We start from the raw sequence: 25,644 nt of genomic DNA, 5'->3' as shown, positions 1-25,644 counted from the left end.
CGACGCGGATACCGTTTTCCCCTGCGGCAGGCGAGGCGCTTGCGCGGGGATCACGCTCAACAAGGTAGGGATCGCCGATGACGGCAGCATTTACGTTTCCCGGGCAGGGCTCGCAGGCGGTTGGCATGGGCAAGGCCCTGGCCGACGCCTTTCCGGTCGCCAAGGCGGTGTTCGACGAGGTCGATGCAGCGCTCGGCGAGAAGCTGACCGCGATCATCTGGGATGGTCCGGGCGAGACGCTGCAACTGACCGAAAATGCCCAGCCGGCGCTGATGGCGGTCTCGATCGCCACGCTGCGCGTGCTGGAGAGCGAGGCCGGCTTCTCGGTGAGCCGCAACGCCGCCTTCGTCGCCGGGCACTCGCTCGGCGAATACTCGGCGCTGGCCGCCGCCGGCAGCCTGACCGTCAGCGATACCGCGCGGCTGCTACGCACCCGCGGCCTTGCCATGCAGAAGGCGGTGCCGGTCGGCGTCGGTGCGATGGCCGCGCTGCTCGGCCTCGATTATGAGGCCGCGGTCGCCGTCGCCAACGAGGCTGCGCAGGGCCAGGTCTGCCAGGCCGCCAACGACAATGGCGGTGGCCAGGTGGTGGTCTCCGGCGACAAGGCCGCCGTCGACCGCGCGGTTGAGATCGCCAAGACCAAAGGGGCAAAACGCGCGATGCTGCTGCCGGTGTCGGCCCCGTTCCACTGCAAGCTGATGCAGCCGGCGGCCGATGCGATGGCAGAGGCGCTGGCCGGCGTCACCATCAAGGCGCCCGCGTCGCCGCTGGTTTCCAACGTGCTGGCCTCGGCGATTACTGATCCCGACGAGATCCGCCGCCGCCTGGTCGAACAGGTCACGGGCACGGTTCGTTGGCGCGAGTCGGTTGGCTATATGGCCGGACAGGGCGTGACGCGGTTCTTCGAGATCGGCGCCGGCAAGGTGCTGAGCGGCCTCGTCAAGCGCATTGCCGATGGCGCGGTCGGCGTCTCCGTCGGCGGTCCGAACGATATTGCTGCAGCCAAGGATGCGCTGGCAGCGTCGGCGTAAAGAGCCGGAAGGAGAATTCGATGTTTGATCTGACTGGCAAGACGGCGCTCGTCACGGGCGCCACCGGCGGAATCGGCGGCGCGATCGCGCAGGCGCTGCACGCGCAGGGTGCCACCGTTGCGATTTCGGGGACGCGGCGCGAGGTACTGGACGGCTTCGCGGCCAAGCTCGGCGAGCGCGTTCATGTGCTGCCGTGCAATCTCTCCAGCAAGGATGATGTCGAGGCGCTGGTGCCGGCGGCGGAAGCTGCGATGGGCCAGGTCGACATCCTGATCGCGAATGCCGGCATCACCCGCGACAATCTGTTCGTGCAGCTGCGCGACGAGGATTGGGATGACGTGATTGCGGTGAACCTGACCGCGACCTTCCGCCTCGCACGTGCGGCGACCAAATTGATGATGCGCAAGCGCTTTGGCCGCATCATCGCGATCACCTCGATCGTCGGCGTCACCGGCAATCCGGGGCAGGGCAATTACACCGCGTCGAAGGCCGGCATCATTGGCCTGATCAAGACGCTGGGCGCCGAATACGCCAAGCGCGGCGTGACCGCCAACTGCATCGCACCCGGCTTCATCAAGACGCCGATGACCGACGCGCTGAACGACAAGCAGCGTGAAGCCATCCTGGCGAAGGTTCCTGCGGCGCGGCTTGGAACGCCCGAGGATATCGCTGCGGCGGCCGTCTATCTGGCCTCCAACGAGGCCGCCTACGTCACCGGACAGACGATTCACGTCAACGGTGGGATGGCCATGATTTGAGCTATTTGCCGGTTCTCGCAATGCGGCGAAAAGCCGTTTTCGGGAGCCGGTTCAGGCGTGTAGTCAAGGCTTTGGAAGTATGGTAGCTGAAGCCCCCGTGGATGGGCGAAGAACGCCATTGCAGGATTTTGAAACCCTGTATATTGGCGTGGCGACGCCTGCCGTTCGCCGGGGCTTTAGTCGGCTACGACCGGGCCGAATCAAGACTATGCGCGATTGAGTAATCGAGACGACCACGATGGCTCGTAGCGTCTTGGGGTCGGGTCCAATGGAACAACGAGGTTGAACGATGAGTGAGATTGGCGAGCGGGTTAAGAAGATTGTGGTCGAGCACCTTGGTGTCGAGCCCGAGAAGGTGGTCGATGGCGCGAGCTTCATCGATGACCTCGGCGCCGACAGCCTCGACACGGTCGAGCTCGTGATGGCTTTCGAAGAAGAATTCGGTTGCGAGATTCCCGACGACGCGGCGGAGACGATTCTCACCGTCGGCGACGCGACCAAGTTTCTTGAGAAGAACGCGAAGAGCTAACGCCGATCGCGAAGTTGACGGGGCCGGACGGACCGCGATCGAGCGGTCCCCCGGCTTCTTATTATCAGCCGCGCATTGCTGGCCGGAGACGTGGATATGAGACGGGTTGTCGTCACGGGGCTGGGCATGCTTACACCGCTCGGCTGCGGCGTTGACGCAACTTGGACGCGCATCCTCGCCGGGGACAGCGGCGGCAAGAAGATCGACACCTTCGAGGTGTCCGACCTGCCGAGCCAGATCGCCTGCTACATTCCGCGCGGCGACGGCTCTGGCGGTACCTTCAATCCCGATCAGTGGATGGAGCCGAAGGACCAGCGCAAGGTCGACGACTTCATCCTCTACGCGATGTGCGCGGCCAGGCAGGCGCTGGACGATGCCAATTGGCATCCGACCTCCGATGAGGACCAGTTCGCCACCGGCACGATGATCGGCTCCGGCATCGGCGGCCTCACCGGCATCGCCGAGACCGCGGTGCTCCTGAAGGAGCGTGGACCGCGCAGGATTTCTCCGTTCTTCATTCCGGGCCGCCTGATCAATCTGGCGTCCGGCTATGTCTCGATCGAGCACGGCCTGAAGGGGCCCAATCACGCCGTCGTCACGGCGTGCTCGACCGGCGCGCATGCCGTCGGCGATGCGGCGCGGCTGATCGCGCTCGGCGACGCCGAGGTCATGGTTGCGGGTGGCGCCGAATCGCCGATCTCGCGCATCGGCATCGCCGGCTTCTGCGCGGCACGCGCGCTGTCCACCGGCTTCAACGACACTCCGACCAAGGCATCGCGGCCCTACGACAAGGATCGCGACGGTTTCGTGATGGGCGAGGGCGCCGGCGTCCTGGTGCTCGAGGAATACGAACACGCCAAGCGGCGCGGCGCCAAGATCTACGCCGAGGTCACCGGCTACGGCCTGTCGGGCGATGCCTTCCACATCACGTCGCCGCCGCCGGACGGCAATGGCGGCTTCCGCAGCATGAGCATGGCGTTGAAGCGCGCCGGCCTCGCGGCATCCGATCTCGACTACATCAACGCGCACGGCACCTCGACGCAGGTCGGCGACGAGATCGAGCTCGGCGCCGTCGAGCGTCTGCTCGGCAATGCGGCCTCGAAGGTGTCGATGTCGTCGACCAAGTCCGCGACCGGACATCTGCTCGGTGCGGCCGGCGCGATCGAGGCGATTTTCGCGGTGCTGGCGATTCGCGATAATGCGGTGCCGCCGACCATCAATCTCGACAATCCGTCGGTGCAAACCGCGATCGATCTCGTGCCGCACACGTCGCGCAAGCGTGACGTCAATGTGGCGCTGTCCAATTCCTTCGGTTTCGGCGGCACCAACGCCTCCGTGATCGTGCAGCGCGTGACCAATTAGTCGGTCTTGAGAGCGTTTTCGAGCGAAGTGGGTACCGGTTCGCGTGAAGAAAACGCGTCAAAATAAGAAGCTGAAGTCCCGTTCCGATTCAGTCGGAATGGGACTTTAGAACTAGTCCACCGTTTTGCCGTATTCCGCGGTGACTCCTAATAGCGGGCGTATGCTATTGGCAGGGCAGGGGTTTGTCCGGCCACGATTCAACCGGCAGGATATTGGTTTGCATCGATGAGTGAGAGGCCGCCCATTTCTCCGAGGAGTCCACGTGCTGCGCTGGAGCCCGAACAGGTTCCGCCGCCGCCCAAGCGCTCGGATCGCGCACGCAATCCTTTCGTGATCGTCGGCAATGCCATTTTCACGATCCTGATTATCCTGATGCTCGGCGCCGGCGCGACGTACTACTACGGCAAGCAGGCGCTGGAATCGCCGGGACCGCTGCAGGAAGACAAGATCGTCAACATCCCCGCGCGCGCCGGCAAGCGTGACATCGCCGACGTGCTGTCGCGCGAGGGCGTCATCAACGTCAATCCGTGGGTCTTCATCGGCGGCGTGTTTGCGCTCAAGGCGAGCTCGGATCTCAAGCCCGGCGAATATTCGTTCCAGAAAAATGCGAGCCTGCGCGACGTCATCGCCACCATCGTCGACGGCAAGGTGGTGCAGCACGCCATCACGATTCCGGAAGGCCTGACCTCCGAGCAGATCGTGTCGCGGCTCTCCGACAACGACATCTTCACCGGCTCGGTGCGCGAGATTCCGCGCGAGGGCACGCTGCTGCCGGAGACCTACAAATTCCCGCGCGGCACCACGCGCGACCAGGTGATCCAGCGCCTGCAGCAGGCGCAGAAGCGCGTGCTCGCGGAGATCTGGGAACGCCGCAACACCGATACGCCGCTGAAATCGCCGGACCAGCTGGTGACGCTGGCTTCGATCGTCGAGAAGGAAACCGGCCGCGCCGACGAGCGCAGCCGCGTCGCCGCCGTGTTCGTCAACCGCCTGCGCCAACGCATGAAGCTGCAGTCCGATCCGACCATCATCTATGGACTGGTCGGCGGCAAGGGTACGCTGGGACGGCCGATCAAGCGCAGCGAGATCACGCAGCCGTCGCCCTACAACACCTATGTGATCGACGGGCTGCCGCCCGGACCGATCGCCAATCCCGGCCGCGCCTCGCTGGAGGCGACCGCCAACCCGGCGCGCACGCGTGACCTGTTCTTCGTCGCCGACGGAACCGGCGGCCACGCCTTTACCGAGACCTACGACCAGCACGCCAAGAACGTCGCCAAGCTGCGCGCCTCGGAAAAGCAGATCCAGAACGACACCGTCGAGCCCGCGGATGATCCGGCGCCTGCCGCCGCTGCGACGCCCGGGGCGGCCGACACCAATCCCACGGCGACGACGCCGCCGAAGCCCACCAATCAGAAGAAGCCGCCGCGCGGCGGTCGCCAGGGCGCAGCCCAGCAGACCACTTCGCCGCCCGTTGTGCAGCGCTAAAGCGCGAGCGTCATCGCGCTTTAGCTTCTTGTTTGAGCATGATCTTTCGGAAAACCGCTACGCACTTTTCCGGATCATGCTGTAGCTCTGCATTTTCCGAGGGTGGACGTAATTCCACTTTCACGGAATCCGTTTTAAGGTCACACGGCTTCCCAGGAGTCTCTTCGGCTCCGGGTGAGTCCCATATCCTTCTGTTGGAGAGTTCACGCGATGGCGCTGTCGAGCATGACTGGCTTTGCCCGAAGCCATGGCGCGAGTGGTCCCTATACGTTCGAGTGGGAGCTGAAATCGGTCAATGCCAAGGGCTTCGATCTGCGGCTGCGGCTGCCGCCCGGCTGGGACGAACTGGAGGCGCTGGCCAAGAAGCGCGCCGGCGAGTTGCTGTCGCGCGGCACGGTCTACGCCAATCTGAGCGTCAAGCGCGCCGACGCGGCGCAGACCATCCGTATCAATGAGGACGTGCTGGCCGCCGTCGTGAAGGTCGCTGGTACCCTGGCGCAGCAGATCGACGCGGTGGCGCCGAGCATCGACGGACTGCTCGGCATCAAGGGCGTCATCGAGGTGGTCGAGCCCGATAGCAATGAGGACGAGGACAAGGCGGCACGCGAGGCGGCGGCGAAGGCCTTCGAGCAGGCGCTCGGCAGTCTCGTCGAGATGCGCCGCCGCGAGGGCGATGCGCTGGGCCAGATCCTGATGCAGCGGATGGATGAGATCGAGCGGCTCGCCAAGCGCGCCGAGACGGCGCCGGGCCGCAAGCCCGAGGCGATCAAGGCGCGGCTGGCCGAGCAGATCGCCGCGCTGCTCGAGACCTCCGATCGCTTCGATGCCGACCGGCTGAGCCAGGAGGCGATCCTGATCGCCACCAAGGCCGATATCCGCGAAGAGCTCGACCGCATCGCCTCGCACGTCGCCCAGGCGCGCGAGATGATCGGCAAGGGCGGTCCGGTCGGGCGGCGGCTCGACTTCCTCGCCCAGGAATTCAACCGCGAGGTCAACACCTGCTGCTCGAAGTCGAACGATGTCGAGCTGACCAACACCAGCCTCGAAATGAAGAACGTGGTCGAGCAGTTCCGCGAACAGGTCCAGAATCTGGAGTGAACGATGACGGCGCAGGGCTTTGACGGCGTTGAGCGGCGCGGACTGATGTTCGTCCTGTCGTCGCCCTCGGGCGCCGGCAAGACGACGCTGTCGCGCATGCTGCTCGAGCGCGAGCCGGGCCTGAAAATGTCGGTGTCGGCGACGACGCGCCCGAAGCGGCCGGGCGAAGTCGAGGCCCGCGACTATTTCTTCGTCGACAAGAAGAAGTTCGAGAACATGGTCGAGCAGGGTGAACTGCTCGAATGGGCGACCGTGTTTGACAATCTCTACGGCACGCCGCGCGCGCCGGTCGAGGCAGCGCTATCGGTGGGGCAGGATGTTCTGTTCGACATCGACTGGCAGGGCACGCAGCAGCTTCACCAGAAAGCCAGCGTCGACGTGGTGCGGGTGTTCATCCTGCCGCCGTCGGCCGCCGATCTCGAGAAGCGGCTGCATACCCGCGCGCAGGATTCCGAAGAGGTCATCCGCGGGCGGATGAACCGCGCCAGTCACGAACTGAGCCACTGGGCGGAATACGACTACATCGTCGTCAACCAGAACGTCGACGACGCCTTTGCCGAAGTGCAGTCGATCCTGAAGGCCGAGCGGCTGAAGCGCGAGCGCCGCACCGGTCTCACCGAATTCGTGCGCGGCCTGCAGCGTCAGCTCGAGAAGTAGTCCCCTCAAGAGGTCGTCCCCGAAATCGTGATGCGATCGCAGGGATCGCATCACGAACCATTTCCTTGCTGACCTAGTTCGCCGCGCTGCGTGCCAGCCGCTGCAGCATCGCCGCGATCTGCCGATTGTCCTGCTCGGCCTGAGCCGGATCACGTGCCGCCTCACGACGCGGGGCCGGCGTCTCGGCGCGGCGCGGAACCGGTGTCTCGGCACGGCGCGGTGTCGCCTCCGACAAGCGCAGTGGACGGTCACGGCTGACGACCGCCATCGGCGGCGCCGGCTCGGTGTGGAGGGAATCCCAGGGTGCGTGCCACTCGTCCTTGATCTTGTAGGGCGGCGTCCGCGTGCGCGTCAGGCGGAACACCAGCGCGCTGACGAGGCCGGCGAGCGCCAGAGCACCGACCATCACGATCAGCAGCATCTGTGTCGAGGAGGAAGACTTCTCGACGGACGCATCGGCTGTCGCAGGGGCGGCCGGTGCCGGCGCGGCCGCCTGTTGCGCCGTCGCATCGGCCTGCGCGACCACGGTCGGCTGGTCCGCAGCGTGCCGGGTGCCGTTGGTTCCGGCCATGCTCGATGCATCCAGCCACCTGGCGTTGACGTCTGATGGCTGGGTGTTGGCACCGGCGGGCGCCGCTGATGCCACCGGATCGGTCGAGGCCGTCGTGCCGCCGGCCTGACCGGCATCGGGGCTTGCAACGGGCGCGGCAGCTGCCTGCTGCGAGGGCCATTCGGCATGGGCGTTGGCGACCGATTTGCGCATCGCCGGCTGCGGCGCCGGCGCTGGCTGGCTCTGCGGTGGCGCCTGTGGCGGTGCGGCGTCGGCTGTTGCGGTATCGGGCGCAGCCGCGGGCTGCTGCTGCGCAGTCGCGGTCTTGGCGACAACCTTGTTCCTGGCGTCACCGAGGTACCAGCACTTCTTCTGGGTGCTGCGGTCGAGGTGATAGAACCAGTGGCTCCCCGCCGGCGCGGTTCCCTTCGGCGCGGACTGACAGGTGTCGGCGGTCTTGGTATTCGCCGTATTGGTTACCGCCGGAGCGGCGGCGTTCTGGGCCACGGCGCCAAAGTTGGCCCCGGCCACAATGCTGGCGGCAAGCGCCGCAGCGAATTTCGCTGAACGATTTGACATACGCGTCCCCGGTATTCTTTTTTACGCAAACGCTGGTGCAACCAATCTCGGTAAAGAGTTGGGTCGCAATGCGCCGCAAATCCGGAACGGGTAGGGCTTAATTGAGGCTTGCGGCGTGCCGCAATTGCGGCGAGCCGATGGCTACGGAACCGATCGCAAGCCCGCCTAATTGCTCTCGAGCACGTCGCTGAACAGCACGTAGCGCTCGCCGTTGAAGCGGACCAGACGCATTTGCTTGATCGGCCGTAAATCGGTCGGCGAGGTCCGCAGACGGATGCCGGGCAGCAGCAGCGGCAGCGCCATGTCGAGATGCGAGGCCTGCTTCATGACGTTCTCGCGCGTCAGCTCGTTGCCGCACTGCTTGAGGATCTGCACCACCGCGTAGCCGATGTTGTAGCCGTAGGGTGCGTAATAGTCGCTCTTGTCGACATGCGGATTGTACTTGTCCATCCAGAGGTTCCAGGCCTGCATGGCAGGATCGTCCTTCCATTGCGGATCGGCAGGGTCTTTCTGATAGGCTGCGGAGATCACGCCCTTGGCGGCCTCGAAGCCCGCGGGACGGATCGCGCCCGCGATCGAGGAGCCGACGCTGGAGAGGAATTCCTGCGGGTGCCAGTCGATATCGTAGGCCTTGCGGATCGCTTGCGCCGCGAATTTCGGCACCGCGGCGATGAACAGCACATTGGCGCCCGCGGCCTTCAGCGACACGATCTGCGAATCCACCGTGGGATCGCTGGTGTTGTAGGCCTGCTGCGACACGATCATCGTCGCGGCCTTGTCGCCGAGCCCGCGCTTGAAGCCCAGGATGTAGTCGCGGCCCAGATCGTCGTTCTGCGCGAGGATGCCGATCCTGGCGTCCGGGAGCGTCGACAGGATGTGCTTGGCGTAAATCTCGCCTTCGGACGCGTAGTGCGGTGTCCAGCTCATCGTCCACGGATAATGCTCGGGATCGTTGAAAATCGTCGCGCCTGATCCGACGAACAGATGCGGCACCTGCTTCTGGTTGATGTATTTGACCACCGCCATGTTGGGCGCGGTGCCGACCGGGTTGACCAGGAACAGCACCTCGTCGCTCTCGATCAGGCGGCGGATCTGCTCGACCGTCTTGGGCGGGCTGTAGGCATCGTCGAGGCTGATGAAGTTGATCTTGCGGCCGTTGACGCCGCCCTGATCGTTGATCATCGCGAAATAGGCGGTGATCGAGATCGCGCCGGCCGAATAGGCCGACGCCGGACCGCTATAGGGCGTCGTGGTGCCGATCTTGATGTCGCTGTCGGTGACGCCGGGCCCGTAACGCTTTTGCGCAAGGGCCGGCGTCACGGCAAGGGCGAACGCAAGCGCCGCCCATGCCTGGATCGTCGAACGTGTCCTCCTCATTCGCGTCCTCTCCCATTTTTGTCGGGCGAGGCCGGCGGGACGTCCTTGCTAATTCTTCAGTACGATGCGTCCCACGACCTTGCCGGCGCGCAGCTCGTCGATCCATTTCTGGACGTCGGCCATCGGCTCTTCCTTCATCGGCGTCGGCTTGATCTTGCCGGCACGGGCGAGCGCCATCAGCTCCTGGCCTTCGGCCAGCGTGCCCACCATGAAGCCTTCGATGGTCATGCGCTTGTAGACCCATTGCACCATCGGCAGCGTGAACTGGCCGCCCATCAGGCCGGACACCACGATCTTGCCGCCGCGTGCCACCGTCGACACCGCAAACGCCATCGACTTCTCGTTGCCGGCAAAGTCGACGACGCCGTCGAAGCCGCCGTCGCTTTCCTTCAGCATGCGCTTGACGACATCGGGCTCCGCCGGATCGTAGGCCGCCGCGGCGCCGTTCTTCAGCGCGGTCTCGCGCGCCGCTGGGCTGAGATCGGCCACCGTGATCGGCTGCTTGAACATCGCCTGCGCGAACGACAGGCCCATCATGCCGACGCCGCCGAGGCCGATCAGCAGCAGGTTGCGCTGGCGCGGACGGTCGACCAGGCGCTTCAGCGCGCCATAGGCGGTGACGCCGGAGCACATCAGCGTGGCGGCCTGATTGACCGGTAGCGGATCGTAGTCGAGCAGGTACTTGGCGTCGGGCACCAGCACGTGGGTGGCGAAGCCGCCGTCGATCGAGACGCCGAGGAAGCGCTGCTTGACGCAGAGGTTCTCGTCGCCGGCGAGACAGTCGCGGCACTGGCCGCAGCCGATCCAGGGGAAGACCGCCTTCTTGGTGCCGACCAGATCCTTCGGTGCATCGGGTCCGACCTCGTCGACGATGCCCGCGATCTCATGGCCGAGCGTGAAGGGCAGGGTCATGCCGCGGGTGGTGTCGAGCTTCTTGCCGCCGCCGAGATCGGCGTAGCCGTCCTGGATGTGGAGATCGGAATGGCACAGGCCGCAGCGCTCGATGCGGACAAGCACTTCGCGTCCCTGCGGCTTCGGTGTGTCGACGATGGTTTCGCACAGCGGTGCGTCGAATTTGACGAGGGATTGGCGAACCATACGCGCCATGACGTTTTCTCCTGTTGTTCTATTTTGTGGACCGTATATCGGCCAATTCCCTCGCCATGGCAACAAACCCCGAGACCGGGATGGTCTCGGCGCGCCGCGTCGTGTCGATACCGGCTGCGGCCGCCAGCCGCGCCGGATCGACCGAGAGCGATTTCAGGCTTTGGCGCAGCATCTTGCGGCGCTGGCCGAAGGCCGCGGCGGCGACCTGCTCGAGCATGCGGCGGTCGCACGGCTCGGGCACGGCGCGCGGTATCAATCGTACCACCGAGGACGTTACCTTCGGCTGCGGCACGAAGGCTGCGGGCGAGATGTCGAACAGGATCTTGGTCTCGGCGCGCCAGTTGGCGAGCACCGCGAGCCGGCCATAGGCCTCCTCGTCCTCATGGGCGACGATGCGTTCGGCGACCTCGCGCTGGAACATCAAGACCATGGTGTCGTACCAGGGCGGCCACGGCTCGATCGACAGCCAGTCGACCAAGAGCTGGGTCGCGATGTTGTAGGGCAGGTTGGCGACGATCTTGGCCTTGGCCCCGTCAAGCAAAGGGCGCGGATCGAAGTGCTGCGCATCGCCATGCACGATCTCGATGCGGCCGGGGTAGCGCTTGACGATGTAGTCGAGCGCATCAATCGCCCGCTCGTCGCGCTCGATGGCGATCACGCGCTTGGCACCCATCGCAAGCAGTGCGCGTGTCAATCCGCCGGGGCCGGGCCCGACCTCGATCACGGTGCAGTCTTCCAGCGGGCCCGCGGCGCGGGCGATGCGCGCGGTCAGGTTGAGATCGAGCAGGAAATTCTGGCCGAGCGATTTGCGCGCCGACAACGAATGCTCGCGAATGATGTCGCGCAGCGGCGGCAGATCGTCGATCGCGCTCACTTAGCACGACGCCGCGGCCATGCGCGCGGCGAGCCGCAGCGCGGCGATCAGGCTAGAGGGATTGGCCTTGCCGGTGCCCGCGATGTCGAACGCGGTGCCGTGATCCGGCGAGGTCCGGATGAACGGCAGGCCCAGCGTGACGTTGACGGCATCCTCGAACGCGACGGTCTTGATCGGGATCAGCGCCTGGTCGTGATACATGCAGAGCGCACAGTCATAGGTTTTTCGCGCGGCGGCGTGGAACATGGTGTCGGCGGGCAGCGGGCCGCGGGCGGCAATGCCGTCGCGGCGCAGGATCTCGACCGCGGGCGCGACGATCTCGACGTCCTCCATGCCGAGCGTGCCGTCTTCACCGGCATGCGGGTTGAGGCCGGCAATGGCGAGCCGCGGCGCCGCGAGGCCGAACCGCGCCTTCATGTCGGCGACCACGATCCGCGCGGTCGACACGATCAGGTCGGTCGTCAATTGCGCCAGTGCGTCGCGCACCGACACGTGGATCGTCACCGGAACGACGGCCAGCGCCGGCGACCACAGCATCATCACCGGCTGCGGCGCAGCGCCGCCGCGGGCGGCCAGCTCGGCGAGGAATTCGGTGTGGCCGGGATGACGGAATCCGGCACGGTACAACACGTTCTTGGCGATCGGATTGGTGACGACGGCGCTGGCCTTGCCTGACGCGACATCGGCGACGGCCTGGCGGATCGACGCCAGCGCCGCATCGGCGCTGGTCCCGTCGGGCTTGCCGGGTTGCGCCGTCGCTGCCTTGCCGATTGTGACGACGGGCAGGGCGCGTGCAAACGCTGCGGGGGCCTCCTCGGCTCTGACCTCGGCAAATTCGACGGCAAGCCCGAGCGCCTTGGCGCGTTCGGCAAGCGCGGCGCGGTCACCAAGCAGATAGAAGGGCGGGAGATCGAGCTCGCGGCGCCGCAACCATGCCGCGAGCGTGATGTCGGGGCCGATGCCTGCGGGCTCGCCGGATGTCAGTGCGAGAGGTTGAGCCATGCGTCAACGATAGTCGATCATCGCTTGCCTGGATATTCGATCATCGCGGCCTTGCGGACTTCCTGCAGGTAGGCCTTCGACTTCGCCTCGTACTTCTGCACGTACATCTTGTCCCGCATCTCACGCTTCTTCGGCGTGTCCACGGTGGTTGCCTTCCGGCCGCAGAGGGCGACCATTTCGACGCCCTGCTTGGTGACCTCGGGAGGGGTGAGGTGACCGACCGGGGTCTTGTCCAGGATGTCGCGCAGCGACTGCGGCAGGTCGGCCGATGTCTTCACGACGATCTCGCGGATCGCGGCGTTGCGCATCGACTTGAAGAAGGTGTTGGCCTCTTCGCAACTGGTCACGCGCTCGCGCAAGCTGTCCGCTTCCTTGCGGCGTGTCTCGAACTCCGACTGCGCAGCGCCGCGCGGCACGATCAGGACGACCGGTTGCATCCTGTATTCGAAGGCGTCGGCGTCGGGGGCATCGCCGGTCTCCTTGACCGCGGTAGCGACGTCCTTTTCGCCGACCTGCAGGCTCTCCTTGAAGCGGCCACGGACCAGGCTGGTCCACACCATGTCGGCCCTGATGCGCTGCTTCAGCGTATCCGGACGGATGCCTTTGCCCTCGAGCACCTTGGTCAGCTGGTCGTTGGACAGCCGCATCCGTTGCGCCATGCCGCCATAAGACTGATCGATGTCGCTGGCGGAGGGGTCGACGCCAAACTTCTTGGCTTCCTTGATCTTCAGCTTCTCGTCGATCAGATCGTCGAGGACGGCCTTTCGATCGGGGACCTTGCCGCCGGTCAGCGCGTTCAGCTTGGAGCGCTGTTCGATGTCGAAATTGGTGATGGGCTCGCCATTGACCATCACGGCGATGGTCTGGGCATGCAGCCGAGCACTAGCCCCCAACAGCAGGACTAGAGCCAGCAGGGAGCTCAGCACGAGTGAATGGCGGCGCGTTAGCAGGCGAGCGGCGGTCGTCATTATCGTCATGTCAGCCGTTTAAACCAATTCAAGCCGAGGGCCACAGGCCCGCGGGCAAAACAAGCCCCCGCTCGTTTACTGCATGCCAGCCGAACTGCTGGTCGTCGAGGTCTGGGCGATCGTTCGCAGCCCGATCTGGAACATGATCGCGTGGCTGAGGACAGGAGGCGTCGAGCCGGCCTGATAGGTATAGGACGTGACATAATTGGCAGCCAGCACGAAGCAGTCGTCCACGTAGCCCGCGCCGATCGCATACTGGTTGATCTTGTTCGCTTCAAGGTCCCAGCGCGCCGCACCCTGAACCACCCAGTTCGCCGCCACCTTGACCGATCCGCTGGCCAGGATGCCTTCGCGGCGCGTCAGATAGCCGAGTTCCGGCTGTGCCGCGTAGTCGCCATACAGCAGGCTGACCGACCAACGGTCGAAGTTCGCGGTGGCCTGGGCCTCGAACCGGTTGATGTTCCAGGTCGCCTCATCCATTCGCGTGCGGACGCTGAACGTGTAGGTGCGGTTCGGCGAATAGGCGAGGCTTGCGACGTAATCCGAACGCGCGTTCTGCAGGCCGGAGTCGACGCCGGTATTGGTGACGTCGGCGACCGCGAACGAGTTCAGCCCGAACAGCTGATAGGACTGACCGAACACCGCCTTTACGCTGCCGCCATGATCGAACTGCGTGGTGGCCTGCACGCCGACATTGGCGCGGCTGCCGCCCTCGACGCGGTCATAGCCGGAGAACTTGTCGACGGAGAACAGGTTCGAGGTGTCGAACACTAGGCTCTGCGCGTCCTCGTTCGGAAGCTTGCCGGCGTTGGGCTCGTTGGGCCGGATGATGACCTGCGCGATCGGCTCGACGGTCGTCGTGCCCCACGGCTGCACGTTGATGAAGGGATAGCGGTATTCGAAGCCGACGGTCGGCATCAGGCGGACCGTCTGGGTGTCGCCGACCGGCAGGTAGTTGGACACGCCGGGCTGGTTCGAGATGTCTGCGTTGATGGCGTCGGCGCGCACGCTGACGAACGGCGTCCATATCTGGCCGAGCGGGTCGGTGTAGGACTTGCGCCACTGCGCCTCGGCCGTCAGCCGTGTGTAGGTGCCAGGCATTCCGCGCAGCAGGCACTGCGACGGTGTCCGCGCCATCGGATCGGCTGACGTGGTCAGGCACAGGCTGTTGGTGTTCGCGGTCGTCGTGATCGGGTCGAACACCGCGGTTTCGCGGGTCAGGTTGACGAAGTTCATCTTGTAGCTGAACTCGCCGCCCAGGATCGGACTGTTGATCACGTTGTTGTAGTCGATCACAGGCGCGACCACGGGAACCTGATTCTGGTTACCCGAGTAGCTGAGATAGTAGATCGCGCGCGCGTCGAAGAAGCTGCGATTGCCGACGCCGGTCAGATAAAGCTGCGAGATCGCCTCGGTCGGCAGCGACAGGAACGATCCGAACGGGTCCTTGTACTGGGCGAGCCGGTAGTCGGACATGAAGAAGTAATCGGACAGCACCACGCCGTCCCAACCAAACACCCATTTGTCGTTCAGTGCGAACTGACCCTTGGTGTCGACGCCCCAGCGGAACTGGCGATCACCGGGCTGACCGGCGAACGCGCCGGGATCGGTCTGGTCGATGCCGTACAGCCGGACCTGATAGGAGCCGTTCGACAGGCGCTGACGGAATTCGGTCTGCAGCAGCACGCCCTGCTTGGACGTGACGCGCGGATTGAAGGTCGCGTCCATGTCAGGCGCGATCGCCCAATAATACGGGATTTCGACGCCGTAGCCGAACGCAGTGTACGAGGTGAAGCCCGGCATCAGGAAGCCGCTCTTGCGCTTCACCGTCGGATCGGGCGTCGAGAAGTAGGGCAGATAGGCCATCGGAACGCCGAAGAATTCGAGCTGGGCGTTCTCGAAATAGAGCATCTTCTCGGTCTGGTCATGGATGATGCGCGCGCCCTTGACCTGCCAGAGCGGCGGCTTCTTCGGATCATCCTTACAGGGCGCGCAGGCGGTATAAACGCCGTTGTCGAACACCGTGTAGTTGCCGCTGGACCGATCGGCGCGAGTCGCCGCCATCCGGGTCTGGTCTTCGGTATCGACGCGCAGCGAATCGACGAAACCGTCGCGGTAGTCGTCGCTGAGATCCATGATGTTGGCGTAGGTGATCTTGCCTTCCGCATCGGTCATGCGGATGTTGCCTTCGGCATGAAGACGCTTGGTCTTCTGGTCGTAGATGACCTTGTCGGCCTCGACGCTGGTGCCGTTGTAGAACATCTGGACGTTGCCGACCGCCGAGATGCGCGAGTTGTTGTAGTCGTAGTCGACCTCGGTCGCCTGGACGAGCATCTGCCCGTCATTCTTGGCCGGCGGGCGGGGCGGCTTCGGCGGACGCGGATTGTAGGTGAACGCCTGCGCGGCGGCCGGCGTCGACTCGACGACGTCGAGCGCGCTGACCGCGATGAACGCGGCGAGGAGAGTTGAGATCGAAACGCCAAACGCGGCCATACGGCTCCGTTGACGGCGCAGAGCACTGCGCCGCCCGCAAGCAGGCGACCTCAACTGGCGGGAAGCGACACTGGCCACTACCCGTCCTCCTGGTACAGCAAGGCTAAGAAGCCGGTGAGGCTACCCACGACGACGGGTAACCACGCCGCAGCGATGGGATGCATCAACTCAGCCTTGCTCAAATCTTCAGTTACTTTCGAGAGCACGTAGAGCAGAAAGCCTGCGCCCACGCCACTCAAAACCATCTTCTGCACGCCGCCCATCCGAAAGAAGCGGAGGCTCACAGAAGCCGCCAACATCACCATCGCAGCCAGCAAAAACGGCTGTGCGATGAGCTTGTGATACTGCAAGCGATAGCCAGCCGTCGCGAACCCTGAACTCTCTGACGAACGGATGTAGTTCGGTAGTTGCCAAAAGGACACAGTTTCGGGGGTGGAGAAGCTGTTGCGCACCTGTGCCGGGGTGAGGGTGGTGGTCAGATAGAAGGTGTTCTGGTCCACGGGAGGCTTGTCGAGGGTGTATCGGCGTACTCCGGTGAACACCCAGCGGCCTTCTTCGAGCGTCGCTTCGCGCGCTTCGATTCGTTCCTTGAACTGCAGCGCCGTATCGAATCGAAACACGGTCAGTCCGGTCAACCGGACGCCCTGCTGCTCGCTGCGCGCGGCATTGATGATCGCCTGGCCTTCGTCGTTGATCTGGTTGAGCCAGAAGCCCGACGCGTCCTGGATGCCGCCGCCCGGCGCCGAGCCGAACAGCTCGGCTTCCATCCGTTTGGAGAGCTCGCGCAGATTGGCCGAGATCGGATTGTAGGCCGTGGTCGCGAAGATGCCGAGCACGATCGCGCTGGCCAGCGCCGGCGAGATGAATTGCCAGGCCGAAACGCCGGCGGCGCGCGCCACGACGAGCTCGAGCCGCCGCGACAGAGCGAGGTAGCAGGTCATCGCGCCGATCAGCACGCAGAACGGCATCAGCTTCTCGAGCAGCTGCGGCACGCGGAACAGCGAGGTCTCCGCGACGGTGATGGCGGAAGCGTCGACCAGGCCGGACGTCTTGCGCACCATCTCGATGTAATCGACCAGCACGAGCAGCACGAAGATGCCCGCGAACACGCCCACAGCCGCGACCACGAAGCGGCCGGCGAAATAACGCCCGAGCGTGTTTGTGACCATGCTCATGCGGTTGCCGGCCTCCGGAAGAGGCGCGCGATACGCTCGTTGTTCCTGTTGATGGCTTCTATCAGCGCCGCCGGCGGTTCGACGACCACGCCGCCGACGATCATCCAGATCCCGATGCCGATACCGCCGAACAGCATCAGATATTGCACCAGCGCTGCGATCGGCGTCTTCACCGCGATGACCGAGCAGGCGAATCCGACCATGCGCAGGCCGAATACCGCGAAGACCGAGCCGCCGATCGAGAAATTGCGGCTTTGCCGCGTGGTGCGTGGCGCGCCGAGGAAGGCGAAGGTGAGGGCTGCGAACGCGAACGGATAGACCGGCGCCATGAAGCGATCATGCAGCTCCGCGAAGAACTGACCTGACAGCTGCTTGTAGGTCTGGTCGTTCTGGTCGGGCCACATCAGCTCCCAGAGATAACGCTCGCGAATCCCGAGCGTGACGTCACGGCCCTGCGAGAATTTCGACATGTCGAAGGCGTAGCGCTGAAACACCACCAGCGTCGGATCACGCTTGCCGACTTCGAATCGCTCGAGATTGCCGTCCTCCAGCACGAGATATGAGCCGCTCTCGTTCTTCAATACGGTGCCGTGGTCGGCGACGATGGTGACGCGCTGCTGCGGATCGCGGCGATCGTCGACGAAAACACCGCCGAGCACGCCGCCCGGCAGCCGCTCGCGGATGCGAATCGTCAGGTTCTGATCGAGTTGGGCGAAGCGGCCGGGCTGCAGGATGTTGGTCAGAACGTCGGCGGTGATCTCGGCGTCCCACTGCTTGATTCGGCGCATCCCGTCGGGAGCGAGATAGGCGCCAATGAAGGCGACCAGCGCCGCCACCACGCAGGTGGCGAAGAAGAACGGCCGGAACAGCCGGAACGGCGAGAAGCCGGCCGCGTTCATCACGATGATCTCGGAATCGGTCGCGAGCTTGTTCAGCGTATGGGAGATCGCGATCATCAGCGCGATCGGGGCGATGATCAGGACCAGAGCCGGAATCACCAGGCCGGTGATGCCGAGGAAGGTGAGGATGGTCTGACCCTGGCTGGTCATCAGGTCGATGCCGCGCAACGCCTGCGTAATCCAGATCACGCCGGTGAGGCTGACCAGAACAAGCGCAAACGACGCCAGCGTCGTTTTGAAGATGTACTTGTCGATCGACCCCATCGCTACCGCACGACCCCCAAGAGCCCCTTCACGCGCAACCAAACGCACGGCTTTCGACCAATCCCGTCAACCCGGGTTCCCCTATGGTCGAGCCGCGGACTCGTCCGGCTCATTCTGTGTCCACTCTCTCACTACCATCCCTTTGATCCGTCAACAAAATGGCCGAGCCAAGGCGCGCTTAATTTATGGTTAATTAATCGCTTTTGTGGCCTTCCGGCCACTCCGGCGCTTGGCAGCGGAGCAGCCGACAGGTCATAGTGTATGCCAAGCCCGGTCCGGGCTGCTCCCGGACCGCCATCGCAATGCTCACCCCGCGTGCCGGAAGGACCGCCTCAGGTCCGAGCAACACCCTGAGTTCTGGAGGATTTTCCTATGTCCGACGCCGTCAAGGTCGGCTTTGTCCCATTCTCCGCGTCCGCTCGCGGCATTCTGGTCGCCTTTTGCGACGACCAATTGAAGCTGGGAGCCACTACAAGGAAGGCGCTGGGGGCCGCCGCCGAGACGGTCAAGCGGGCGGCCGCCGCCAACCAGTTCAAGGGCAAGAGCGGGGCAACCCTGGACATCCTGGCGCCGGAGGGACTCAAGGTCGATCGCCTGATCGTGATCGGCACCGGCAAGCCGGCCGACCTCAAGGAAAAGGACTTTCTCAAATTCGGCGGCGTGCTGGCCGGCAAGCTCAACGCCGGCAGCGGCGCGATGACCGTCATCGCCGAATTGGCCGAGGCCGCGATGGCAGCCGGCCAGGCGGCCGCGATCGCCACCGGTATCCGCCTGCGGGCCTACAAGTTCGACCGTTACAAGACCAAGAAGAAGGACGGCGAGAATGGCGCCGTGCGGGCCGAGGTCTCGATCGCGGTCGACGACGTCGCTGCGGCCAAGAAGGCGTTCGCGCCGGAATCGTCCATCGTCGACGGCGTCAATCTGGCGCGCGAACTCGTCAACGAGCCGCCGAACGTGCTGTATCCCGAGGAGTTCGCCCGCCGCGCAAGCCAGCTGCGCAAGCTCGGCGTCACCGTCGAGGTGCTCGACGTCAAGGCGATGACCAAGCTCGGCATGGGCGCGCTGCTCGGCGTCGGGCAGGGCTCGGCGCGGCCGAGCCGCACCGTGATCATGCGCTGGAACGGCGGCAAGAAGAGCGAGGCGCCGGTCGCCTTCGTCGGCAAGGGCGTCTGCTTCGACACCGGCGGTATCTCGATCAAGTCAGCCGGCGGCATGGAGGATATGAAAGGTGACATGGGCGGTGCGGCCTGCGTGGTCGGGCTGATGCACGCGCTCGCCGCGCGCAAGGCCCGCGTCAACGCAGTCGGCGCCATCGGCCTCGTCGAGAACATGCCCGACGGCAATGCGCAGCGTCCCGGCGACATCGTCACCTCGATGTCCGGCCAAACCATCGAGATCATCAACACCGACGCCGAGGGGCGCCTCGTGCTCGCAGACGTGCTCTGGTACGTCACCAGAAAGTTCAAGCCGAAATTCATGGTCGATCTGGCTACGCTGACCGGCGCGATCATGGTCGCGCTCGGCACCGACCACGCCGGCCTGTTCTCCAACAATGACGAGCTCGCCGAGCGCCTCGCCAAGGTCGGCCTCGAGACCGGCGAGAAGGTCTGGCGCATGCCGCTCGGTCCGGAATACGACAAGCAGATCGACTCGCAATTCGCCGACATGAAGAACACCGGCGGGCGCAATGGCGGCTCGATCACGGCGGCGCAATTCCTGCAACGCTTCGTCGACGGCACGCCTTGGGCGCATCTCGACATCGCCGGCACCGCGATGGGCGCGCCGAAGACCGAGATCAATCAGAGCTGGGGATCGGGTTACGGGGTGCGGCTGCTCGAGCGGCTGGTCTCGGAATATTATGAAGCCAAGAAGTAAGGGAGTGTCAGCCGGCGCATGACCGAGGTTCTGTTCTACCATTTGCAGAACATGACGCTGGAGAGCGTGCTGCCGCCGCTGCTCGAGAAGTCACTCGAGCGCGGCTGGCGCGTGGTGGTGCAATCGACGTCACAGGAGCGCGCCGAGACTCTCGATGCGCATCTGTGGACCTACAGCGACGATTCGTTTCTGCCGCATGCGACGGCGCGGGTTGCCGACGCACAGGACCAACCGATCATCCTGTCGATCGAGGAGGGCAATCCGAACCGGGCCAATGTCCGCTTCCTGGTCGACAATGCGGCGCTGCCGGCCGACTGCGACAGCTATGAGCGGGTGGTGCTGGTGTTCAACGGCGAGGACCCGGACGCGGTGGCCGCAGCGAGGGAGAGCTGGACCGCCTGCAAGGCGCGGGGCTTCGAGGTCACCTATTGGCAGACCGACGAGCGGGGACGCTGGCAGCGGCGCCAATAGCGATATCGACTAATTAATGATAATTCGACCTTTCTTGGGGCGGGTCACGGTCATGCCGCAAAGTGATGTTCGGACAAGCCCTTACCTCATGGGGTTAGGAGCCTTGTCGATCGTGCGAGACGGAACATTCAGTCGGAAGTCGCTGCTGGCGTTACTGGTGCTCGCGCCAGGCCTTGCCGGCTGTTCGGGCGCGTCCGACATCTTTTCGCGCGATGCGGATTGGTTCTCGCGCCCCGGACGGGTGTTCATCCGCAACATCTCGATCGAATCGCCGCCGCTGACGCCGGACAAGCCGGTGACCAACGACGATCTCGTCAGTGCCGACGGCGGCTGCCCCGGCATGGCACCGCCGGCGGGCGCCACTGACGCGAATGCGCAGGCTCCCGGTGCTCCGCAGCCGACGGGCGGCAGCGTCGCACTCGGCCACACCGAATGCGACGTGGTGCGCGGCATCGGCGCCCCTGACAGTGTCAATCTGTCCAGCGGTTCGGGCGGCGAACGCGTCGCGGTCGTGACCTGGTCGCGCGGCCCGCGTGCCGGCATCTACACCTTCACCTCGGGGCGTCTGACGTCGGTCGAACGTGGGCCGGACCCCGTGCCGGAGCCGAAGGTCGCGAAGCCGAAGAAGAAGCCGAAAAAGCCGGCGCCAACCTCGAACGGTTGAGCGCTATCCGGCAGATTCTAGTTGGCTGCCTCGTCGAGTTCGGAGCTTGCCTCCAGCCATTCTTCCTCGGCGCGCTGCAGCGCGCTCTCGGCGCCGGCGCGCGCCTTGGTCAGCTGTGCGGCCTGCTTGGGATCGCGGGTAAAGATATCGGGCAGCGCAAGCGCGGTATCGATCTTGGCGATGATGCCGTTGATGCGCTCGATCTCGGCCTCGGCCTGCGCGATCCGCTGCCGCGGTGACGCGCGCTTCTCATTCCTGATCCGTTCGGGCTTTGCCGGCTGCTCCCTGACGCGCTCGCGTGCCGCCGCCCGTCCGTCATTGGCCGACAGGATCATGCGGCGGTATTCGTCGAGATCGCCGTCATAGGCCGTCACGGTCTGGTTGGCCACGACCCATAACCGGTCGGCGCAGGCCTCGATCAGATAACGATCGTGCGAGACCATGATGATGGCGCCGGGGAATTCGTTGATCGCCTCGGCCAGCGCTGCACGGCTGTCGATATCGAGATGGTTGGTCGGCTCGTCCAGGATGATCATGTTCGGGCCGTAGAATGTCGCGAGGCCAAGCAGCAGCCGCGCCTTCTCGCCGCCCGACAGGCTCCTCACCAGCGTGTCGCCGGCCTTGCCGGAGAAACCGATCGCGCCGACCCGGCCACGCACCTTGCTCTCCGGCGCCTCGGGCATCAGCTTGCGGATGTGATCATAGGGCGAACCGTCGAGATTGAGCTCGTCGACCTGGTGCTGGGCGAAATAGCCGACCGATAGTTTGTCGGCCTTCGTGATCCTTCCTGAGAACGGAGCGAGCTTGCCGGCCAATAGCTTGACCAGCGTCGACTTGCCGTTGCCGTTGGAGCCGAGCAGCGCGATGCGGTCGTCGGTGTCGACGCGCAAGGTGACGCGATTGAGCACCGGCTTGCCCGGCTCGTAGCCGACCGAGACGTCGTCGACCGCGATGATCGGCGGCGACAGCAGTTTCTCCGGCGCCGGGAACGAGATCTCGTGAACGTCCTGTGTCACCAGCGCGGTGACCGGCTTCATCCGCTCCAGCATCTTGACGCGCGACTGCGCCTGCCGCGCCTTGGAGGCCTTGGCCTTGAAGCGGTCGACGAAATCCTGCAGCCGCTTGCGCTCGTCGGCCTGCCGCTTGGCGTGCTTGGCGTCGAGCAATTCGCGCGAGGCGCGCTGCTCCTCGAATGAGGAATAGGTGCCCTTGTAGAGCGTCAGCCTGCCGCGATCGAGATGCAGGATCTGATCGACCGAGGTGTCCAGCAGGTCGCGGTCATGGCTGATCACAATCACGGTGCGCGGATAATTGGCGAGATGGTTCTCCAACCACAGCGTGCCTTCGAGATCGAGATAGTTGGTCGGCTCGTCCAGCAGCAGCAGATCGGGCGCCGAGAACAGCGTCGCCGCCAGCGCCACGCGCATACGCCAGCCGCCGGAAAATTCTGCGCACGGCCGCGCCTGGTCTGATGTCGAGAAGCCGAGGCCGGAGAGGATCGCCGCGGCCCGCGCGGGAGCGGAGTGGGCGTCGATGTCGACCAGCCGGGTCTGGATCTCGGCGATCCGGTGCGGATCGTGCGCAGTCTCGGCCTCGTGCAGCAGCGCGTCGCGCTCGAGATCGGCCTTCAGCACGACGTTGATCAGGCTTTCCGGCCCGTCGGGCGCTTCCTGCGCGAGGCTGCCGATACGCCAGCGCGGCGGCAGCGTGATCCTGCCGCTCTCGGTCGGGAGGTCGCCCCGGATGGCGTGAAACAACGTCGACTTGCCGACGCCGTTGCGGCCGACAAATCCGACGCGCGCGCCGGGCACAATTTGCACAGAACTGTGATCGATCAACAGCCGCCCGGCGATCCGGACCGAGATGTCAGTGATGGAGAGCATGCCGCGTTGTCACCGGACCCGGTGACAAACGCAACCCCGTCTGTTCGTAAAATCTCTCCGGAAGGCGGTTGCAAAAACGCAATTGGGCTGTTCGTGGGCCCGTTACTTCTCAATGGCGGTCGTTTTCCCGACGGTGCATTTCATCAAGCAGCTGCTGCAGGCGGGACGACAGCGCGGGCTCCGGCCGTATGCTTTGCTGGAGCCGTTCACCCACGGCATCGCAGATGTAACGGCAGGTCTTGTGATCGATCTGATCTGGATCGGTGTCGATCTGGGTCATGGTCATCGTCATGGCAGGTCTCTTGGCAGGTCTCTTGGTATGTCTCTTGGGATGTTTCTTGGCGAGTTCCACCTCGCGTGTTCGAGCATTTTCGCCAAGACAAGTCGCGACTCCGAATTTGGTTTCCGTTCCGCCTTACTCTCGCCTTGAGGTCGTGGGGCGGATCACGCGGCTAGGTTCCCCGGCAGGCATGAAAAAAGCCCCGGCGCGAGGCCGGGGCTGAGCAAGTCCGGGGAGCAGTCGACAGAACAGATGGATCAGTAGCAGCGATTGACCACGCGCCAGCGGGGACCCCATGGGGTCGGTACGACGCGGCGGACATAGCAGCCGCCGTAGCCATATCCGTAACCGCCGTAGTAGGCGGGACCTCCGACGATGACGCGCGGGCCGCCCCACCAGCCGTGATGCCATCCACCGTGCCAGCCGCCATGCCAACCACCCCAGGCCGACGCGGAGGTCGGGGCGAGCGCGGCAGCACCGAGCGAAATCGCGGCAACGGCGGCGAGCGAAATCTTGCGTAACATGATCGTCTCCTCGAGCTATGGGCGCGCGTGACGCGCCCGCGGTGACATCGTTTCCCGAGACGTCCTGTGAGGCTTGCGGATGGGGGGCCAGCAAGGCGTCCGATCGATGCAGAGCCTAGATGGCGGCAGCTGAACGGCGGCGGCACGGCGCTGACAGAATGGGTTCACCTAGGTGAAATCGCGGTAAGCCGGACGCGTCGGTCGCGGTCCCACGACCGTCCGGATGATGGTTTTCGTCGTGAAAATGCATCAAAACTAAAGGCTAACGCGTCACAGGGTCGCTTGCCGTTACCCCATCGCGCCGATATAAGCCCCGGCAACTCCCAGCCACGTTTACAAGGACGAAATCATGGCGATTGAACGCACCTTTTCGATCATCAAGCCCGATGCCACCGAGCGCAACCTGACCGGCGCGGTCAATGCGGTGATCGAGAAGGCGGGCCTGCGGGTCGTGGCGCAGAAGCGCATCCAGATGACCCGCGGCCAGGCCGAGACCTTCTACGCCGTCCACAAGGCGCGCCCGTTCTTCGGCGAGCTGGTCGAGTTCATGACCTCGGGCCCGGTCGTGGTCCAGGTGCTGGAAGGCGAGGGCGCCATCCTGAAGTATCGCGATGTGATGGGCGCGACCGATCCGTCGAAGGCCGCCGAAGGCACCATCCGCAAGCTCTATGCGAAGTCGATCGGCGAGAACTCGGTGCATGGTTCGGATGCCCCGGAGACCGCGGTGATCGAGATCGCGCAGTTCTTCGCCGGCAACGAGATCGTCGGCTGACGCCGCACAACTGAAAGCGACGCGGTCTCCCAGCGAGACCGCGTCGAAATAAAACTGGGGAGCGGCGGACGTCCGCCGCCAGGGGCGGCCGCAAGGCCGAATAGGACTCGCTGTGGACTGGCTGTGGCAGATCTTTGATCCGGCGTACATCGGCGCGTTCTTCACCGAGTTCAAGAACGAGATGGCGACGCCGACCTTCTGGGTCGCTGTCGGCAAAATCATCTGGATCAACGTCCTGCTGTCGGGCGACAACGCGCTCGTGATCGCGCTCGCCTGCCGCGGGCTCGCGCCGCGCCAGCGGTTGTGGGGCATGATTCTCGGCGCCGCCGCGGCGGTGCTGTTGCGCGTCATCTTCACCGGCATCGTCGCCAGCCTGATGGAGCTTCCCTACCTGAAGCTGGTCGGTGGCCTGGCGCTGATCGTGATCGCCGCCAAGCTGCTGGTGCCGGAGCAGGAGGACGAAGACGGCGTGCAAACGGCCTCGCATCTGTGGGCCGCGGTGCAGATCGTCGTCGTCGCCGACATCGTGATGAGCCTCGACAATGTGATCGCGGTGGCGGCTGCCGCCAATGGCAGCGTGCCGCTGCTGGTGCTCGGTCTTGCGATCAGCGTTCCCCTGATCGTTGCCGGTGCGGCGCTGATCATGGCGCTGCTCACCAAGCTGCCGATCCTGGTCTGGGCCGGTGCCGCGCTGCTCGGCTGGATCGCCGGCGACGTCATCGCGACCGATCCGGCCGTGCATCCGAAGCTCGATGCGCTATTCGCCGGACCGCTCGGCGCCAAGCTCGATTCCTGGCTGACCTCGATGGGGATGGCGCCGCAATTCGCCCATGGCGGCAATGGCGGCGAGATCACGCTCGCCGTGCTCGGCATCATCGTTGTGCTGGTGATCGGAACGCTGTGGCGACGCCGCGCTCTCAGCAAGGCCAAGCACGCCGCCAAGGCGGCGTGAGACTTAAAGGCA

24 protein-coding genes are annotated in these 25,644 nt (G+C 64.8%); 12 read left to right on the top strand and 12 right to left on the bottom strand.

Going from position 1 to position 25,644, the window contains the following annotated elements:
* Positions 1 to 77: 77 nt before the first annotated feature.
* The 7 genes from fabD (at position 78) to gmk (ending at position 6,923) form a co-directional block, all read left to right on the top strand.
* Positions 78 to 1,031 (top strand): ACP S-malonyltransferase, encoded by a 954-nt coding sequence (gene fabD, locus JQ616_RS11435; RefSeq protein WP_212014377.1) that lies wholly within the window; start codon positions 78 to 80, stop codon positions 1,029 to 1,031.
* Between the two features lie 20 nt (positions 1,032 to 1,051).
* The gene (fabG, locus tag JQ616_RS11430) at positions 1,052 to 1,789 is read left to right on the top strand and encodes a 3-oxoacyl-[acyl-carrier-protein] reductase (protein ID WP_018271293.1); all 738 of its coding nucleotides are present in this window, start codon (positions 1,052 to 1,054) and stop codon (positions 1,787 to 1,789) included.
* 289 nt (positions 1,790 to 2,078) lie between these two features.
* Positions 2,079 to 2,318: an acyl carrier protein gene (locus JQ616_RS11425; protein ID WP_011441358.1), complete on the top strand. Its 240-nt coding sequence runs from the start codon at positions 2,079 to 2,081 to the stop codon at positions 2,316 to 2,318.
* Positions 2,319 to 2,414: 96 nt separating this feature from the next.
* Positions 2,415 to 3,680, top strand: coding sequence for a beta-ketoacyl-ACP synthase II (gene fabF / locus JQ616_RS11420; RefSeq protein WP_212014376.1), 1,266 nt, complete (start codon positions 2,415 to 2,417; stop codon positions 3,678 to 3,680).
* 225 nt (positions 3,681 to 3,905) lie between these two features.
* Positions 3,906 to 5,168 (top strand): endolytic transglycosylase MltG, encoded by a 1,263-nt coding sequence (gene mltG, locus JQ616_RS11415; protein WP_212014375.1) that lies wholly within the window; start codon positions 3,906 to 3,908, stop codon positions 5,166 to 5,168.
* 210 nt (positions 5,169 to 5,378) lie between these two features.
* Complete coding sequence (locus JQ616_RS11410; RefSeq protein ID WP_212014374.1) at positions 5,379 to 6,266, top strand: YicC/YloC family endoribonuclease; 888 nt, start codon at positions 5,379 to 5,381, stop codon at positions 6,264 to 6,266.
* 3 nt (positions 6,267 to 6,269) lie between these two features.
* Complete coding sequence (gene gmk / locus JQ616_RS11405; RefSeq protein WP_212014373.1) at positions 6,270 to 6,923, top strand: guanylate kinase; 654 nt, start codon at positions 6,270 to 6,272, stop codon at positions 6,921 to 6,923.
* A gap of 73 nt (positions 6,924 to 6,996) precedes the next feature.
* Here gmk and JQ616_RS11400 read toward each other — a convergent pair whose 3' ends face one another.
* The 9 genes from JQ616_RS11400 to lptF all read right to left on the bottom strand — a co-directional run bounded on the left by JQ616_RS11400 (position 6,997) and on the right by lptF (position 18,211).
* Positions 6,997 to 8,052, bottom strand: coding sequence for a hypothetical protein (locus JQ616_RS11400; protein ID WP_212014372.1), 1,056 nt, complete (start codon positions 8,050 to 8,052; stop codon positions 6,997 to 6,999).
* 165 nt (positions 8,053 to 8,217) lie between these two features.
* Positions 8,218 to 9,429: an ABC transporter substrate-binding protein gene (locus JQ616_RS11395; protein WP_212014370.1), complete on the bottom strand. Its 1,212-nt coding sequence runs from the start codon at positions 9,427 to 9,429 to the stop codon at positions 8,218 to 8,220.
* Positions 9,430 to 9,477: 48 nt separating this feature from the next.
* Positions 9,478 to 10,536, bottom strand: coding sequence for an alcohol dehydrogenase (locus JQ616_RS11390; RefSeq protein WP_076860320.1), 1,059 nt, complete (start codon positions 10,534 to 10,536; stop codon positions 9,478 to 9,480).
* A 19-nt stretch (positions 10,537 to 10,555) separates the two neighbouring features.
* Positions 10,556 to 11,410, bottom strand: coding sequence for a 16S rRNA (adenine(1518)-N(6)/adenine(1519)-N(6))-dimethyltransferase RsmA (gene rsmA / locus JQ616_RS11385; RefSeq protein ID WP_212014369.1), 855 nt, complete (start codon positions 11,408 to 11,410; stop codon positions 10,556 to 10,558).
* On the bottom strand, positions 11,411 to 12,412 hold the full coding sequence (gene pdxA / locus JQ616_RS11380; RefSeq protein WP_212014368.1) for a 4-hydroxythreonine-4-phosphate dehydrogenase PdxA: 1,002 nt from the start codon (positions 12,410 to 12,412) through the stop codon (positions 11,411 to 11,413).
* A 17-nt stretch (positions 12,413 to 12,429) separates the two neighbouring features.
* Positions 12,430 to 13,380, bottom strand: coding sequence for a SurA N-terminal domain-containing protein (locus JQ616_RS11375; RefSeq protein ID WP_212014367.1), 951 nt, complete (start codon positions 13,378 to 13,380; stop codon positions 12,430 to 12,432).
* A 75-nt stretch (positions 13,381 to 13,455) separates the two neighbouring features.
* Positions 13,456 to 15,873 (bottom strand): LPS-assembly protein LptD, encoded by a 2,418-nt coding sequence (locus JQ616_RS11370; RefSeq protein ID WP_249136623.1) that lies wholly within the window; start codon positions 15,871 to 15,873, stop codon positions 13,456 to 13,458.
* A 77-nt stretch (positions 15,874 to 15,950) separates the two neighbouring features.
* Positions 15,951 to 17,048 carry an LPS export ABC transporter permease LptG gene (gene lptG, locus JQ616_RS11365; protein WP_212014365.1) on the bottom strand — a complete coding sequence of 366 codons (1,098 nt, stop codon included), beginning with the start codon at positions 17,046 to 17,048 and terminating at the stop codon, positions 15,951 to 15,953.
* Positions 17,045 to 18,211 carry an LPS export ABC transporter permease LptF gene (lptF, locus tag JQ616_RS11360; RefSeq protein ID WP_212014364.1) on the bottom strand — a complete coding sequence of 389 codons (1,167 nt, stop codon included), beginning with the start codon at positions 18,209 to 18,211 and terminating at the stop codon, positions 17,045 to 17,047. Before lptF ends, lptG begins: the two co-directional genes overlap by 4 nt.
* 372 nt (positions 18,212 to 18,583) lie before the next feature.
* Between lptF and JQ616_RS11355 the strand changes: the two genes are divergently transcribed.
* From JQ616_RS11355 to JQ616_RS11345, 3 genes are all read left to right on the top strand, one after another.
* Positions 18,584 to 20,086 (top strand): leucyl aminopeptidase, encoded by a 1,503-nt coding sequence (locus tag JQ616_RS11355; protein ID WP_212014363.1) that lies wholly within the window; start codon positions 18,584 to 18,586, stop codon positions 20,084 to 20,086.
* Between the two features lie 18 nt (positions 20,087 to 20,104).
* Positions 20,105 to 20,557 carry a DNA polymerase III subunit chi gene (locus tag JQ616_RS11350; RefSeq protein WP_212014362.1) on the top strand — a complete coding sequence of 151 codons (453 nt, stop codon included), beginning with the start codon at positions 20,105 to 20,107 and terminating at the stop codon, positions 20,555 to 20,557.
* A gap of 103 nt (positions 20,558 to 20,660) precedes the next feature.
* Entirely contained in the window at positions 20,661 to 21,221 is a 561-nt protein-coding gene (locus JQ616_RS11345; protein WP_212014361.1) for a hypothetical protein, read from the top strand.
* Between the two features lie 17 nt (positions 21,222 to 21,238).
* Here JQ616_RS11345 and JQ616_RS11340 read toward each other — a convergent pair whose 3' ends face one another.
* The 3 genes from JQ616_RS11340 to JQ616_RS11330 form a co-directional block, all read right to left on the bottom strand.
* The gene (locus tag JQ616_RS11340; protein WP_212014360.1) at positions 21,239 to 23,104 is read right to left on the bottom strand and encodes an ABC-F family ATP-binding cassette domain-containing protein; all 1,866 of its coding nucleotides are present in this window, start codon (positions 23,102 to 23,104) and stop codon (positions 21,239 to 21,241) included.
* A 109-nt stretch (positions 23,105 to 23,213) separates the two neighbouring features.
* Positions 23,214 to 23,396: a hypothetical protein gene (locus tag JQ616_RS11335; protein WP_212014359.1), complete on the bottom strand. Its 183-nt coding sequence runs from the start codon at positions 23,394 to 23,396 to the stop codon at positions 23,214 to 23,216.
* 245 nt (positions 23,397 to 23,641) lie between these two features.
* The gene (locus JQ616_RS11330; protein WP_212014358.1) at positions 23,642 to 23,908 is read right to left on the bottom strand and encodes a sulfur globule protein precursor; all 267 of its coding nucleotides are present in this window, start codon (positions 23,906 to 23,908) and stop codon (positions 23,642 to 23,644) included.
* Positions 23,909 to 24,257: 349 nt separating this feature from the next.
* Between JQ616_RS11330 and ndk the strand changes: the two genes are divergently transcribed.
* Positions 24,258 to 24,680, top strand: coding sequence for a nucleoside-diphosphate kinase (ndk, locus tag JQ616_RS11325; RefSeq protein ID WP_076860309.1), 423 nt, complete (start codon positions 24,258 to 24,260; stop codon positions 24,678 to 24,680).
* Between the two features lie 112 nt (positions 24,681 to 24,792).
* Complete coding sequence (locus tag JQ616_RS11320; protein ID WP_212014357.1) at positions 24,793 to 25,632, top strand: TerC family protein; 840 nt, start codon at positions 24,793 to 24,795, stop codon at positions 25,630 to 25,632.
* Positions 25,633 to 25,644 lie beyond the last annotated feature (12 nt).

The sequence above is a fragment of the Bradyrhizobium tropiciagri genome (assembly GCF_018130545.1).
In the GTDB taxonomy this organism is placed as follows: domain Bacteria; phylum Pseudomonadota; class Alphaproteobacteria; order Rhizobiales; family Xanthobacteraceae; genus Bradyrhizobium; species Bradyrhizobium tropiciagri_A.
This window is presented reverse-complemented; position numbering and strand designations above follow the sequence as displayed.